This window comes from Bradyrhizobium sp. 44 (genome assembly GCF_023073095.1).
Lineage (GTDB): Bacteria > Pseudomonadota > Alphaproteobacteria > Rhizobiales > Xanthobacteraceae > Bradyrhizobium.
On the sequence record NZ_JADPIY010000038.1, the window covers coordinates 177,732 to 191,427 of the forward strand.

Genomic DNA, 13,696 nt, shown 5'->3' on the forward strand with positions numbered 1-13,696 from the left:
GCCGCGGTCGCGGTCCGTGGTCACGATAAGGCCATACTGGCGGCGTCTTGGGGCGCTCTTGACCGGTCACTTGGCCGATTTGGGGCGTGCGGAGGGGATCGCCCGCCCGAATCCTTGCGGTGAAGCGCCAAAAGCGGCATTGTTGGCCCGACGGTTCCGGGTCCCCATGCCACCGGCCGCGTTCGCATGCGATACGGCCTTCTTCAGACCCAGGCACTACCAACTCAAGGCGAGCCCTGATGTTTTCAAATCGTTTCAACCGCTGGACTGTTGCCGCCATCGCCCTCATGGGCACAGCGATCGCGACCGTCCCCGGCAGGGTCCTGGCGCAGACGCCGGATCATCCGTCCGACACGGCGGCGCAGTTTCCGACCCGAAACGATCTGAAGGCGCTGACCACTTCCGGCAGCTATCTCGCCGCCCGCCACGCCAGCGTCGAGCGCGATGCGGCCTCCGCCGCCGCGTTCTATCGCTCGGCCCTGCGCACCGATCCCAAGAACAACGAGCTGCTCGACCGCGCCTTCATCTCCTCGGTTGCCGACGGTGACATCGACGAAGCCGTCAAGCTCGCCGAGCGCATCCTGACCATCGACAAGACCAACCGCGTTGCACGCCTCGTCGTCGGCGTGCACGATCTCAAGTTCAAGAAGTACGCGACGGCGCAGACCAACATCAACCAGTCGATCCGCGGTCCGATCACCGATCTCGTCGCCACGCTGCTGTCGGGCTGGGCCGCCTATGGCGCGGGCGATGCCAAGGGCGGCGTCGCCACCATCGACAAGCTGGCCGGTCCGGAATGGTATCCGCTGTTCAAGGATCTCCACGCCGGCATGATCCTCGAGCTCGCCGGCAAGGAGAAGGACGCGGGCACCCGGTTCGAGCGCGCCTACAAGCTGGACGATTCCATGTTGCGCGTCACCGAGGCCTATGCGCGCTGGCTGTCGCGTAACAAGGACTCGGCCGCCGCGACCACGGTCTACCAGGCTTTCGACAAGAAGCTCGCCCGCCATCCGCTCATCGTGGAAGGGTTGCGCGACACCAAGGCCGGCAAGAAGATGCCGCCGCTGGTTGATAGCGCGCAAGCCGGCGCCGCCGAAGCACTCTACGGCATCGGCGCCACACTGACCCGCCGCGGCGGCGAGGATCTGGCGCTGGTCTATCTCCAGCTCTCACTCTACCTCCAGCCCACCCATCCCCTGGCGCTGCTCTCGCTCGCCGATCTCTATGAATCGGTGAAGCGGCCGCAGATGGCGATCAAGGTCTACGAGCGCGTGCCGGCGTCCTCGCCGCTCAAGCGCAACGCCCAGATTCAGCTCGCCATCGATCTGGATTCCGCCGACCGCACCGACGAGGCGATCAAGATCCTCAAGGGCGTCACCACTGAGGATTCCAAGGATCTCGAAGCCATCATGGCGCTCGGCAACATCGAGCGCGGCCGCAAGAAGTTTGGCGAATGCGGCGCGACCTATTCGCAAGGCGTCGACGTGCTGCCGGCCGGCAACGACAAGGCCAACAGCGTCTGGTATTATTATCGCGGCATTTGCGAGGAGCGCTCCAAGCAGTGGGGCAAGGCCGAAGCCGACATGAAGAAGGCGCTCGAGCTGCAGCCCGACCAGCCCCACGTCCTCAACTATCTCGGCTATTCCTGGATCGACCAGGGCATCAATCTCGACGAAGGCATGAAGATGATCAAGCGGGCGGTCGAGCAGCGCCCGGATGACGGCTACATCGTCGACTCCCTTGGCTGGGCCTATTACCGCATCGGCAATTACGAGGACGCGGTGAAGAACCTCGAGCGCGCCATCGACCTCAAGCCCGAGGATCCCACCATCAACGATCACCTCGGCGACGCCTATTGGCGCGTCGGCCGCACGCTGGAAGCCAAGTTCCAGTGGGCGCACGCCCGCGATCTCAAGCCCGAAGCGGATGAGCTTCCGAAGATCGAGGCCAAGATTGCAAACGGAATGACCGACGACAATTCGAACTCCTCGGCTGCGCAGGCGGAGAAGGAGAAGAAGAAGGACGACGGCAAGGGCGGCTGAGCGAGTTGAAGTTGGGGGCGTGTCGTCTATGCCGGCGTTGATTGAAGAAGGGCGCGCGAAGGTCAATCTGAGCCTTCGCGTGGTCGGCCGTCGTGCCGACGGCTATCATGATCTCGAAAGCGTGGTCGCTTTCGCCGACTGCGCCGACCGGCTCACGCTGGAGCCCGGCGGCGAGCTGAAGCTCACCACGACGGGGCCGCTCGCGGCGGCCTGCGGCGATTTGGCCGACAATCTCGTGTTCAAGGCGGCCAAGCTCCTGGCCGAAGCCGTCCCGAACCTGAAGCTGGGCGCCTTCGCGCTCGACAAGGTGCTCCCGGTCGCCGCCGGCATCGGCGGCGGCTCGGCCGACGCCGCGGCGGCGCTGCGGTTGCTGGCGCGTCTCAACGATCTGTCGCTCGACGACGCCCGCCTCCAGAAGGTTGCGCTTGCGACCGGTGCCGACGTGCCGGTTTGTCTGTTCTCGCGCGCCTGTGACATGACCGGTGTCGGCGAACAGCTGCTGCCGCTGGCCTTGCCGAGCATGCCCTGCGTGATGGTCAATCCGCGCGTGCCGGTCGGGACCAAGGATGTGTTTCAGGCGCTGGGCCTGCGCAACGGCGAACTCCTGGTCGGCGCCACGTCCGTCTTCGACGGTCCGGCCTGGCCGGGCGAGGGCGCCTCCATTGCCGATTGGGTCGACACGCTCGAGACCGTCGCCAACGATCTCGAAGCCCCCGCGATGCGCATCGAGCCTGTCATCGGCGACGTGCTGGAAGCCTTGCGTGGCTCCGCCGGCGTCAAGCTCGCCCGCATGTCCGGCTCGGGTGCGACGTGTTTTGCGATCTATGGCGCATTTGCCGAGGCGCATGCCGCCGCCGAGAAGATCCGCAGGGATCATTCGGGTTGGTGGGTGCACGCGGGGACGCTGAGCTAGGCCAGCCCGAGAAACCGCCGGATCTCGCCCAACACCTCTTGCGGCTTGTCATGTTGCAGCCAGTGTCCGGCGCCGGCGATGGTCTCGACACGCGCCTGCGGAAAGTAGCGCTCCAGGCACGCGGCCCTCGGGCCAGCCAGAAAGCTTTCGCCGGCATTCAAGAGCAGCGTCGGACAGGTGATGCGCGACCACAGCGCGATGTGATCGTCAGGCCAGAGCCGGTGCGGCGCAGAGGCGCGCTGGTAGGGATCGAACTTCCAGCTATAGGTGCCGTCCTCGTTCTGCCGCGCGCCGTGGGTGGCGAGATGCAGCGCGAGGTCGCGAGACAGCCGCTTGTTGTGAAGGACCATCTGCGCCGCGGCGTCTTCGAGCGTCGAATAGCGGCGCGGTGCGCGGTCGTGCAGCTTGTCGAGCTGACCGACCCATTTGCCGATCCGCTCATGTACCGGCGGCTTTGGTGTATCCGGCAACATCGTCACGCCGTCGAGCACGACTAGCTTCGAGACCTGTTCGGGGAATGCCCCTGTAAAGATCAGGCTGACCATGCCGCCCATGGAATGGCCGATGAGAGTGACTTGAGGGGCCGCGACGGCACGGACGAGCTGGGCGAGATCGTACACATACTCCGTCAGCGCGTAGCTGCCGCCTTTGGTCCAGTCGGAATCGCCGTGCCCGCGCAGGTCGGGTGCGAGCACGTGAAAATGCGGCTGCAGCGACCGGGCGGTGACGTCCCAGCTCCGGCAGTGATCGCGCCCGCCATGGACCAAGATGGCGACGGGCGCGCCGTCGTTGCCCCAATCGGCATAGTGCAGCCGCAGGCCGTGAGACTCGTAGATGCGGCTTTGCGGGGCGAGCATGGTGGCGCTATCCATTCACCGGCCGCCGCGCCAGCGCCAGCGACAGCCCGAGCCCTGCGATGAAGACGCCGGAACCCTGGGTGAGACGCCGCATCAGCTGCGGCCTTCCGATCAACTGCGTGCGTGTCGCGGAGGCCATCAGCACCACCACGATGTCGGCGAGCGTGTTCAGCGTCACCGAAATCGCACCCAGCATGATGAATTGCAGCGTCGGGTTCGATCCCGCCGGGTCGAGGAACTGCGGAATGAAGGCGAGGAAGAAGGCGGCGGTCTTCGGGTTCAGCGCCTCGACCAGCACGCCGTCGCGAAAGGCGCGCTTGTCGCCGACGGGCTCGCTGTCGAATGACAGCGCGCGGCCGGCGTTGCGAAAAGTCCTGATGCCGAGCCAGACCAGATAGAGCGCGCCGACAAATTTCACGGCGGCAAACAGCTCGGCGCTGGCAAGGATGATCGCAGAGATGCCGAGGCTGCCTGCGATCACATGAACCAGCCCGCCGAGCGCGGTGCCCGCGGTCGATGCAAAACCGCTGGCGCGCCCTTCCGACAGGGTCCGTGCCGCCACGTAGAAAATGCCGGGGCCGGGAACGGCGGCGATGAGACAAGCTGCGGCCAGGAACAGCCAGAAATTCGTGTTGATCATCCTGCTTTGGTAGCGATGCTTGCCGCGATTGCAAGGCCCGTCGTTTGCAAGGACCGTCGTTCAGCCCATCCGGCGGAAGATCACGCTGGCGTTCACTCCGCCGAAGCCGAACCCGTTCGAGATCGCGTGCTGCATCGGCATCGGGCGCGCCACACCGGCGACGATGTCGATGCCGTCCGCGCCCGGATCAGGGTTCTCGAGGTTGAGGGTCGGCGGCGCGATCTGGTCGCGCAGGGCGAGCACGGTGAAGATGGCCTCGAGCCCTCCGGCGGCGCCGAGCAGATGGCCGGTGGCCGATTTGGTCGCGCTCACGGCGATGCCGCGGTGACGACCGAACAGCGCGGCAATCGCGCCAAGCTCGCTCTCGTCGCCCGCCGGCGTTGACGTTGCATGCGCGTTCAGATGCTGCAAATCGGCAGGCGCAAGCTTGGCCTGCCGGAGCGCGATCTCCATGGCGCGCCGGGCGCCGTCGCCGTCAGGCGGACCCGATGTCATGTGATAGGCGTCGGCAGTCGTGCCGTATCCGACGATCTCCGCGATCGGCGTGGCGCCGCGCGCCAATGCATGCTCCAGCTCCTCGATCACCAGGATGCCGGCGCCTTCGCCCATGACAAAACCGTCGCGGTCGCGATCGAACGGGCGCGAGGCGCGCGCGTCATTGAACCCGCTCGATAGTGCGCGGGCCGCGGCAAAGCCGCCGAGGCTGACGATGTCGATGCAGGCTTCCGCACCGCCGCAGATCGCCACATCAGCCTCGCCCGCGCGGATCATGCGCGCGGCATCGCCGATCGCCTGAACGCCGGCGGCGCACGCCGTGACCGGTGTGCCCAGCGCTCCCTTGTAGCCGTATTTGATCGAGACGTGGCCGGCCGCGAGATTGGCGAGGAAGGAGGGGATCGTGAACGGCGACAGCCGGCGCGGGCCGCGCTGTTCGGTGATGCGCACCGCTTCCGCCATCGCCGGAAAGCCGCCGACGCCGGAGGCGATGATCGTCGCAGTCCTCTCCAAAGCCGCAGCGTCCTGCGGCGTCCAGCCGGCCTGCGCAACCGCCTCTGCGGTGGCGAGCAGCGCGAACAGGATGAAGCGGTCCATCTTGCGCTGGTCTTTCGGCGCGGCGGCCTGCGCGGGATCGAAGCCGCCGTCCACGTCATCGGCCTTGTCGGGCACGAGGCCGGCAATGCGTGCGGGCAGCGCCTGCGACCATTCCGGCAGCGGGCGCAGCCCGCTTTGACCGGCCAGCAGCCGGCGCCAGGACAGCTCGACACCGCAGCCAAGCGGCGACACCGCGCCTATTCCCGTCACGACGATACGACGCATGTCAGTCTCCAGCCGGCGCGACGGCCGGGTTCATGGCTTTGAGCGAGGTCAGCCGTTTGCGCATGACACGGCTGGCGCGGGGACCGGCGATGATGACCGCATTGGTGAGCGTGATCGGCTGCATGCCGGCGGCATCGACCACGACCGGATTGAATGGACGACGATCGTGCCGGTTCGCGAGCAGGATCGCTTCGCCCTTCGGTGCGAGATGCTTGTTGCCCCAGGCGAGCAGGGTTGCGACCACGGGGAAGAAGTCCCGCGCCTTGTCCGTCAGCACATATTCATAGCGCGGCGGCCGTTCATTGTAGCGGCGGCGGACGAACATGCCGCTTTCGGTGAGATGGGCCAACCGTCGCGACAGGATGTTCGGCGCGATCCCGAGGCTTTGCGAAAAATCGTCGAACTTCGTTGCGCCTTGGAAGGCATCCCGCAGGATCAAAATGCTCCACCATTCGCCGACCGTCTCCACGGCGCGGCCGACGGGACATTCCTGGATGGAGGCGGATTTGGGCTGCATGGTTCGAAGGTAGGGATGTAACTTTCAAAATGCAAGTGACAAGGGGCAACTTCCCCGCACGGGAGGACGAGGTGCGCGACTGCAAAACTATCTCTGCGATCCGGATGCGAGTTGGCGAGCGAGGCCTGCGCTCCTTGCTCCGTCATTGCGAGCGGAGCGAAGCAATCTAGAGTCCCCCTGCGAAAAGATTCTAGATTGCTTCGCTGCGTTCGCAGTGACGCTGTTGATGCAGTGGTGGCGCTACCTCAACGATGTCGTCCCGGCGAAGGCCGGGACCCATAGCCACGACTGTTGTTGTGGTGCACGATGGTTGCCACAGGCGCTAAGACAACGCTGACCGGGGTAATGGGTCCGGCCTTCGCCGGGACGACACTGAGGGTGTGGCTACCAGCCAGCGCTAAGGATGCAAGTAGCTAATGCGACCGTGCCAGACAGAACGCCACGACCTGCTCCAGCGCGCTCTTCATCGGCGAGGACGGGAATAGCGCCAGCGCGTCCACCGCCATGGCGCCGTAGTGCTGGGCGCGGCTGCGCGTGTCTTCGAGCGCACGATGCTTGTTCATCAACCCGATGGCGTGGTCGAGGTCGGTGTCGCCGATCTCGCCGCGCTCGAGCGCGCGGATCCAGAAGGCGCGCTCGGTGTCGTTGCCGCGGCGGAAAGCGAGCACGACGGGCAGCGTGATCTTGCCCTCGCGGAAATCGTCGCCGGTGTTCTTGCCGAGCTTGGCGCTCTTGCCGCCATAGTCGAGCACGTCGTCGACGAGCTGGAAGGCGATGCCGAGATTCATACCGACCGAGCGGCAGGCGGTCTGCTCCGCCTTGGGGCGGTTGGCGATCACCGGTCCCACCTCGCAGGCAGCCGCGAACAGCTCGGCGGTCTTGCCGCGGATCACGGCGAGATATTCGTCCTCGGTGGTCGCGGTGTTCTTGGCGGCGGCAAGCTGCATCACCTCGCCCTCGGCGATGGTGGCGGCGGCCGCGGAGAGAATGTCGAGCGCGCGGAGCGAGCCGACCTCGACCATCATGCGGAAGGCCTGGCCGAGTAGGAAGTCGCCGACCAGCACGCTCGCCTCATTACCCCAGAGCATCCGTGCCGACAGCTTGCCGCGGCGCATCTCGCTTTCGTCGACGACGTCGTCATGGAGCAGGGTGGCGGTATGCATGAACTCGACGCTGGCGGCGAGCTTGATATGGCCGTCGCCGGTGTAGCCGGCGAGGTTGGCCATGGCCAGCGTCAGCATCGGCCGCAGGCGCTTGCCCCCGGAGGAGATCAAATGGTTGGCGACCTCCGGGATCATGGTCACGTCCGAACCGGTCCGCGACAGGATCGTGGCGTTGACGCGCTCCATGTCACCGGCGACAAGGGCAACCAGCTCTTCGATCGACGCGCCGGGAGTTTCGAAAGGTACGATGACGGCCACGCCGGTCTCCAATATTTGCCCCGGAAGGGCTATTCTGATGGAAAGACAATAGAAACTGGACGGGGATGCGGCAAGGGCCGTGGAACCATTGACATTTGGTGCTTAATCCCCGTCAGGCAGGAGGTCTGTGTTTTGCGAGAACTGGTTCGGACCAACGATATGGTGCTGGTGTCGGCGATCGGCGCGCTGCTCGACGGCGCCAACATCCATCATCTGGTGCTGGACCAGAACATGAGCATCATCGAGGGCTCGCTTGGCATTTTGCCGCGGCGGATCCTGGTCCATGAGGACGACGCCCTCGAAGCCCGGCAGCTTCTGACCGAGGCCGGCCTCAGCCACGAACTGCGCGGCGATGAGTGAAGCACTGGCAGACCTCACCGAGGACGCCTTTCTCGGCGGGCAATTGCGGCTGAAGCAGAAGCGGTCCGGCCATCGCGCCGGGCACGACGCCATTCTGCTCGCGGCGGCGACGGAGGCGAGCGCGGGCGACCGTGTCGTCGATCTCGGCGCCGGCATCGGCACGGCCGGGCTTGCGTTGGCGCGGCGCGTTGCCGGGATCAGGCTCGGCCTGGTCGAGATCGATCCCGAGCTGGCGGAGCTTGCGCGCGCCAATGCGACAGCGAATGCGATTGCCGCCGAGACGATCGTGCTCGACGTCACCGCGGACGCGCAGGCCTTCGCGGCCAGCGGGCTCGCGCCCGACAGCGTCGACGTGGTGCTGATGAACCCGCCCTTCAACGATCCCGCTCGCCATCGCGGCTCGCCCGATCAGGTGCGCCAGATCGCGCATGTGGCGACGGATGAGACGCTGAATGCCTGGGTGCACGCGGCGCGGCGCATCCTCCGATCGCACGGCGCGTTGACATTGATCTGGCGCGCAGATGGGATCGCGGAAGTTTTGGCGGGACTGTCTCGTGGCTTCGGCAGTCTCGCGATCCTGCCGGTTCACGGTGAAGCCGGGCGGCCCGCGATCCGCGTGCTGGTGCGCGCGGTCAAGGGCGGGAGGGCCCCGGCACGATTGTTGCCGGGCCTCGTGCTCACCGAGGAATCACGCGTGCCTAAAGAGGTGATGGATATTCTGGAGGGAAGGGCGGTTCTACCCCTGGTGGAACCGTGCTGAGCTATTGCGGAAGCGATTCCGACTGCTGCTCTTGCGGAGTCGTCAGGCGGATCGCCATGAACAGCGCACCGATCAGCAGCATCAGCAGATAGATTTTCATGGTGTTCTCCGCTGGCCCATTGCAGCCTCTCAACGGGGTTTCTGCAAAACACGTTCCGGGCCCTTCCAATGACAGTCGCGTGATAAGAAATAGTTAATCAGAGGTAACGGCATGGCCGAACAATTGAACGATCGTGAGAATTCCGGCCTGGCCGACAAGCTCATGCAATATCTGCCGGCGCGCTTCCGTCCCGGCACAGCCGTGGTACCGGTGGTGCGGCTGTCCGGAGTAATCGGCGCGGTGACGCCGCTGCGCCCGGGCATGACGCTCGCGACCGTTTCGCGAGTGCTGGAGCGGGCGTTTTCGACGCGTAACGCCAAGGCGGTGGCGCTGGTGATCAATTCGCCCGGCGGTTCGCCGGTGCAGTCGCGCCAGATCTACCTGCGCATCAAGCAGCTCGCGGCGGAGAAGAAGCTGCCGGTGCTGGTGTTCGTCGAGGACGTCGCGGCCTCCGGCGGCTACATGATCGCCTGCGCCGGCGACGAGATCATCTGCGATCCGTCCTCGATTCTCGGTTCGATCGGCGTGGTCGGCGGCAGCTTTGGTTTCCAGGAGGCGATCAAGCGGCTCGGCATCGAGCGGCGCCTCTACACCGCCGGCGCGCACAAGGCGATGCTCGACCCGTTTCTCCCTGAAAACCCCGACGACGTCGCCAAGCTGAAGGCGCTCCAGCGCGAGATCCACCAGATCTTCATCGCGCTGGTGAAGGAAAGCCGCGGCGCGCGGTTGAAGGGCTCCGACGACACCCTGTTCACGGGCGAATACTGGGCCGGCGAGAGTTCGATCGCGCTGGGGCTCGCCGACAGCATCGGCGATCTCCGCTCAACTCTTCGTGCCCGCTTTGGCGAGAAGGTTCTCACCCCCGTGATTGCCCAGCCGACCGGTCTGCTCTCCGGCCTTTTGGGTCGGAAATCGCCCGGCGCGGGGCAGCTTTCGGCCATGGAATCAATGGCCAGCCTGCCGGACGAGCTGATCTCCGCGGTCGAGACGCGGGCGATTTGGGCGAAATTCGGATTCTAGACGGAGCCCTGCCGCGCCATTTGGCCCCAAGGAGACTTGAAGCCGTGCCAATTGCGGCGCGGCCCGGTCTGCGCAAGAATGCGCGTGGGGGCTGAGCATTGTGAACAAGGAACGACCGATGCCGCCGTTCGTCGCATTCGCGGGCGTCCTGGGCGGGCTTGCCGTGGTCCGCTGGGCCTACAAGACCGCTGTCAGGATCAACCAGGAGCTGGAGGAGATGCGCCTCTCGCGCGTCGCCGAGGCCGCCCATCGGGGGGCCGTCCAGACCCTGAAACAGGATCCCGTGACCGGAGCCTATCGCCCGGGTTAGCTGCTGCGCTCGTCATGGCCGGGCTTGTCCCGGCCATCCACGCCTTGCCGACGCACGAAGAACGTGGATGCCCGGGCATGACGGGATTGGCCCCCTTTGCCTTGATTCCCACCCCTGCCGTCGATACGGTCCCGCGCGATTCAACCCCCCGCGAGAGCCCGATCTGACGATGGACGCCTCCTTGCCCGCCCATATGCGCCCGGAACGCTCGTTCCAGGGCTTCATCCTCGCGCTCCAGCGGTTCTGGGCCGAGCAGGGCTGCGTGATCCTGCAGCCCTACGACATGGAAATGGGTGCGGGTACCTTCCATCCGGCGACCACGCTGCGCACACTCGGGCCAAAGCCCTGGAATGCGGCCTATGTGCAGCCCTCGCGCCGGCCCAAGGACGGCCGCTACGGCGAGAATCCGAACCGGATGCAGCATTACTACCAGTTCCAGGTGATCATGAAGCCGTCGCCACCGAACCTTCAGGAGCTGTATCTGAAGTCGCTCGCCGCGATCGGCATCGATTCCGCCGTGCACGACATTCGCTTCGTCGAGGACGACTGGGAGAGCCCCACGCTGGGTGCCTGGGGCCTCGGCTGGGAGTGCTGGTGCGACGGCATGGAAGTCAGCCAGTTCACCTATTTCCAGCAGGTTGCGGGTGTCGAATGCGCGCCGGTCGCGGGCGAGCTCACCTACGGGCTCGAGCGCCTCGCGATGTACGTGCAGGGCGTCGATCGCGTCTACGACCTCAACTTCAACGGCCGCGACGGTGACGCCAAGGTCACCTATGGTGATGTCTTCCTCCAGGCCGAGCGGGAATATTCGAAGCACAATTTTGAGATCGCCGACACCGCGATGCTGTTCGAGCAGTTCAAGATGGCCGAAGCGGCTTGCAGGAAATATCTCGAGGCCGGCTGGAAAGATGGCAAGCGCGAGGCGCATTTGATGTCGCTGCCGGCCTATGACCAATGCATCAAGGCGAGCCACGTGTTCAACCTGCTCGACGCGCGCGGCGTGATCTCGGTGACGGAGCGGCAGAGCTACATTCTTCGCGTGCGCGAATTGGCAAAGGCTTGCGGCGAGGCCTGGATACATACTGAAGCGGGCGGAGCGGCCTGATGCCCGATCTTTTGCTTGAACTGTTCTCCGAAGAGATCCCCGCGCGCATGCAGGCCAAGGCGGCCGACGATCTGCGCCGCATGGTCACCGACAAGCTCGTCGCCGAAGGTCTCGTCTACGAGGGCGCGAAGGCGTTCGCGACGCCGCGCCGCCTTGCGCTTACCGTGCACGGCATCCCTGCGCGCCAGCCTGACCTGAAGACCGAACGCCGCGGACCGAAGATCGGCGCGGCCGATGCGGCCGTGCAGGGTTTTCTGAAAGCTACCGGTTTGACGTCTCTGGATGAGGCCAAGATCCAGCGCGATCCGAAGGGCGACTTCTACATCGCGCTGATCGAGAAGCCCGGCCGCGACGCGATCGACGTGCTCGCGGAAATCCTTCCCGTGATCATCCGCACCTTCCCCTGGCCGAAATCGATGCGCTGGGGTGCGCGCTCCGGCAAGCCGGGCTCGCTGAGCTGGGTGCGTCCGCTGCACGCGATCACCGCGACGTTCGGGCTCGAAACCGAAGAGCCCGACGTCGTGAAATTCGAGGTCGACGGCATCGAGGCCGGCCAGACCACCTACGGCCATCGTTTCATGGCACCTAGCGCGATTTCCGTGCGCCGCTTCGAGGATTACGAAGCGAAGCTGAAGGCTGCCAAGGTCATCCTCGATCCGCAGGCGCGCAAGGACATCATCTTTGCCGACGCCAAGGAGCTGACGTTCGCCCAAGGGTTCGAACTGGTCGAGGACCAGGTGCTGCTCGATGAGGTTTCGGGCCTCGTCGAATGGCCCGTCGTCATGATGGGATCGTTCGAAGCGGAATATCTCGCGATCCCCGAAGAGGTGATCCGCGCCACCATCCGCAACAACCAGAAGTGCTTCGTCGTCAGGGATTCCAAGACGGGCAAGCTGACCAACAAGTTCGTCCTCACGGCGAACATCGAGGCGGCCGACGGCGGCAAGACCATCGTCGCCGGCAACGAGCGCGTGATCCGTCCGCGCCTGTCGGATGCGAAGTTCTTCTATGAAACGGACATGAAGACGAAGCTCGAGGATCGCCTGCCGAAGTTCGAGCAGATCGTGTTTCACGAGAAGCTCGGCACCCAGGCTGAACGCATCAAGCGCATCGAGCGTCTCGCCGCCGAGATCGCGCCGCTGGTCGGCGCCGATGTCGCAAAGGCCACGCGGGCCGCGCATCTGGCGAAGGCGGATTTGCTGACCGAAGTCGTCGGCGAATTCCCCGAGGTGCAGGGCCTGATGGGCAAGTACTACGCGCTGGCCCAGGGCGAGGATGCCTCGGTGGCCGCCGCTTGCGAGGAGCACTACAAGCCGCAGGGGCCTGCGGATCGCGTGCCGACCGATCCGGTCAGCGTCGCAGTGGCGCTCGCGGACAAGCTCGATACGCTGGTGGGCTTCTGGGCAATCGACGAGAAGCCGACGGGAAGCAAGGACCCGTATGCGCTGCGTCGTGCGGCGCTGGGCGTGATCAGGCTGATCACCGAGAACGGACTACGTCTGTCGCTCATGAAGATGGCGGCATCCGCACTCGCCGCCTTGTCCTTGAAGCCTGCCGATGCGCAGAAGCTTCCGAGCGACCTGCTCGCCTTCTTCGCAGATCGCCTGAAAGTTCAGCTCCGCGAGCAGGGCGCGCGGCACGATCTCGTCGACGCCGTGTTCGCGCTCGGTGGCCAGGATGACCTTCTGATGATCGTCCGCCGCGTCGAGGCGCTCGGCAAATTCCTCGAGTCCGAGGACGGCAAGAATTTGCTCGCCGGCATCAAGCGCGCCAGCAATATCCTCGGCATCGAGGAGAAGAAGGACAAGCGCACGTTCGACGGGGCGCCGGATGCCGCGCTCTACGGTCTCGGCGAGGAGAAGGCGCTGGCCAAGGCCATCGGCGAGGTGACGGCGGAGGCAAGCGCTGCTGTCGCGAAGGAAGACTTCGCGGCCGCAATGAGTGCGATGGCCAAGCTACGTCCGCCGGTCGATGCATTCTTCGAAAAGGTTCGCGTCAACGACGAGGATGCGAAGGTGCGTGAGAATCGCCTGAAGCTGCTCAACGAGATCCGCAGCGCCACCCGTGCGGTGGCGGATTTCTCGAAGATCCAGGATTGAGCGCGGTTTGGGCGCAATGAACACCGTCATGCCGGGCTTGTCCCGGGCATTCACGTCCTTCTTCTCGTGGAGACGCGTGGATGGCCGGGACAAGCCCGGCCTTGACGACGGAGTTGGTGGCCGCATTACCGTGCGCGAAGAGTGTCCACACAAAAAAGCCCCGCCCGGCGGGGGGAGGACCGGGCGGGGCCTGATGTCCGACTATACTGCTCGCGTCAGCCTGATTGATGTGACG

At 65.3% G+C, this 13,696-nt stretch carries 13 protein-coding genes; 8 read left to right on the top strand and 5 right to left on the bottom strand.

Features of this window, described 5'->3' with window-relative positions; translation table 11 throughout:
• Positions 1-239 precede the first annotated feature (239 nt).
• Both IVB41_RS33550 and IVB41_RS33555 read left to right on the top strand, forming a co-directional pair.
• Complete coding sequence (locus tag IVB41_RS33550) at positions 240-2,042, top strand: tetratricopeptide repeat protein (protein WP_027568607.1); 1,803 nt, start codon at positions 240-242, stop codon at positions 2,040-2,042.
• A gap of 28 nt (positions 2,043-2,070) precedes the next feature.
• A complete protein-coding gene (locus IVB41_RS33555; RefSeq protein WP_247438866.1) occupies positions 2,071-2,955 on the top strand; it encodes a 4-(cytidine 5'-diphospho)-2-C-methyl-D-erythritol kinase in 885 nt (294 codons plus the stop codon).
• Here the strand turns inward: IVB41_RS33555 and IVB41_RS33560 are convergent.
• The 5 genes from IVB41_RS33560 to IVB41_RS33580 form a co-directional block, all read right to left on the bottom strand.
• Positions 2,952-3,812: an alpha/beta fold hydrolase gene (locus tag IVB41_RS33560; protein ID WP_247439129.1), complete on the bottom strand. Its 861-nt coding sequence runs from the start codon at positions 3,810-3,812 to the stop codon at positions 2,952-2,954. The two genes, IVB41_RS33555 and IVB41_RS33560, sit on opposite strands and share 4 nt — an antisense overlap.
• Positions 3,813-3,819: 7 nt before the next feature.
• Positions 3,820-4,452 carry a LysE family translocator gene (locus IVB41_RS33565; protein WP_247399846.1) on the bottom strand — a complete coding sequence of 211 codons (633 nt, stop codon included), beginning with the start codon at positions 4,450-4,452 and terminating at the stop codon, positions 3,820-3,822.
• Positions 4,453-4,512: 60 nt separating this feature from the next.
• A complete protein-coding gene (gene fabF / locus IVB41_RS33570; protein WP_247438876.1) occupies positions 4,513-5,769 on the bottom strand; it encodes a beta-ketoacyl-ACP synthase II in 1,257 nt (418 codons plus the stop codon).
• A gap of 1 nt (position 5,770) precedes the next feature.
• Complete coding sequence (locus IVB41_RS33575) at positions 5,771-6,286, bottom strand: helix-turn-helix domain-containing protein (RefSeq protein WP_247399842.1); 516 nt, start codon at positions 6,284-6,286, stop codon at positions 5,771-5,773.
• Between the two features lie 413 nt (positions 6,287-6,699).
• Positions 6,700-7,707: a polyprenyl synthetase family protein gene (locus IVB41_RS33580; RefSeq protein WP_007594965.1), complete on the bottom strand. Its 1,008-nt coding sequence runs from the start codon at positions 7,705-7,707 to the stop codon at positions 6,700-6,702.
• 132 nt (positions 7,708-7,839) lie between these two features.
• Here IVB41_RS33580 and IVB41_RS33585 point away from each other — a divergent pair, with 132 nt between their 5' ends.
• The 6 genes from IVB41_RS33585 (at position 7,840) to glyS (ending at position 13,461) form a co-directional block, all read left to right on the top strand.
• Complete coding sequence (locus tag IVB41_RS33585) at positions 7,840-8,067, top strand: DUF2007 domain-containing protein (RefSeq protein ID WP_007594964.1); 228 nt, start codon at positions 7,840-7,842, stop codon at positions 8,065-8,067.
• Positions 8,060-8,827, top strand: coding sequence for a tRNA1(Val) (adenine(37)-N6)-methyltransferase (locus tag IVB41_RS33590; RefSeq protein WP_247438878.1), 768 nt, complete (start codon positions 8,060-8,062; stop codon positions 8,825-8,827). The genes IVB41_RS33585 and IVB41_RS33590 overlap by 8 nt, the downstream gene beginning before the upstream one ends.
• A 211-nt stretch (positions 8,828-9,038) precedes the next feature.
• Positions 9,039-9,947 carry a S49 family peptidase gene (locus IVB41_RS33595; RefSeq protein ID WP_247357001.1) on the top strand — a complete coding sequence of 303 codons (909 nt, stop codon included), beginning with the start codon at positions 9,039-9,041 and terminating at the stop codon, positions 9,945-9,947.
• Between the two features lie 118 nt (positions 9,948-10,065).
• Positions 10,066-10,257 carry a hypothetical protein gene (locus IVB41_RS33600; RefSeq protein ID WP_007607173.1) on the top strand — a complete coding sequence of 64 codons (192 nt, stop codon included), beginning with the start codon at positions 10,066-10,068 and terminating at the stop codon, positions 10,255-10,257.
• A gap of 169 nt (positions 10,258-10,426) precedes the next feature.
• The gene (locus tag IVB41_RS33605) at positions 10,427-11,362 is read left to right on the top strand and encodes a glycine--tRNA ligase subunit alpha (RefSeq protein WP_247438879.1); all 936 of its coding nucleotides are present in this window, start codon (positions 10,427-10,429) and stop codon (positions 11,360-11,362) included.
• On the top strand, positions 11,362-13,461 hold the full coding sequence (glyS, locus tag IVB41_RS33610; protein WP_247438881.1) for a glycine--tRNA ligase subunit beta: 2,100 nt from the start codon (positions 11,362-11,364) through the stop codon (positions 13,459-13,461). The genes IVB41_RS33605 and glyS overlap by 1 nt, the downstream gene beginning before the upstream one ends.
• Positions 13,462-13,696: the final 235 nt, after the last annotated feature.

Excerpts from the sequence above, each read along its gene's own strand:
- IVB41_RS33550 (WP_027568607.1), top strand. The coding sequence starts at position 240 with ATGTTTTCAAATCGTTTCAACCGCTGGACTGTTGCCGCCATCGCCCTC.
- IVB41_RS33555 (WP_247438866.1), top strand. The coding sequence starts at position 2,071 with ATGCCGGCGTTGATTGAAGAAGGGCGCGCGAAGGTCAATCTGAGCCTT.
- IVB41_RS33560 (WP_247439129.1), bottom strand. The coding sequence starts at position 3,812 with ATGCTCGCCCCGCAAAGCCGCATCTACGAGTCTCACGGCCTGCGGCTG.
- IVB41_RS33565 (WP_247399846.1), bottom strand. The coding sequence starts at position 4,452 with ATGATCAACACGAATTTCTGGCTGTTCCTGGCCGCAGCTTGTCTCATC.
- fabF (WP_247438876.1), bottom strand. The coding sequence starts at position 5,769 with ATGCGTCGTATCGTCGTGACGGGAATAGGCGCGGTGTCGCCGCTTGGC.
- IVB41_RS33575 (WP_247399842.1), bottom strand. The coding sequence starts at position 6,286 with ATGCAGCCCAAATCCGCCTCCATCCAGGAATGTCCCGTCGGCCGCGCC.
- IVB41_RS33590 (WP_247438878.1), top strand. The coding sequence starts at position 8,060 with ATGAGTGAAGCACTGGCAGACCTCACCGAGGACGCCTTTCTCGGCGGG.
- IVB41_RS33595 (WP_247357001.1), top strand. The coding sequence starts at position 9,039 with ATGGCCGAACAATTGAACGATCGTGAGAATTCCGGCCTGGCCGACAAG.
- IVB41_RS33600 (WP_007607173.1), top strand. The coding sequence starts at position 10,066 with ATGCCGCCGTTCGTCGCATTCGCGGGCGTCCTGGGCGGGCTTGCCGTG.
- IVB41_RS33605 (WP_247438879.1), top strand. The coding sequence starts at position 10,427 with ATGGACGCCTCCTTGCCCGCCCATATGCGCCCGGAACGCTCGTTCCAG.
- glyS (WP_247438881.1), top strand. The coding sequence starts at position 11,362 with ATGCCCGATCTTTTGCTTGAACTGTTCTCCGAAGAGATCCCCGCGCGC.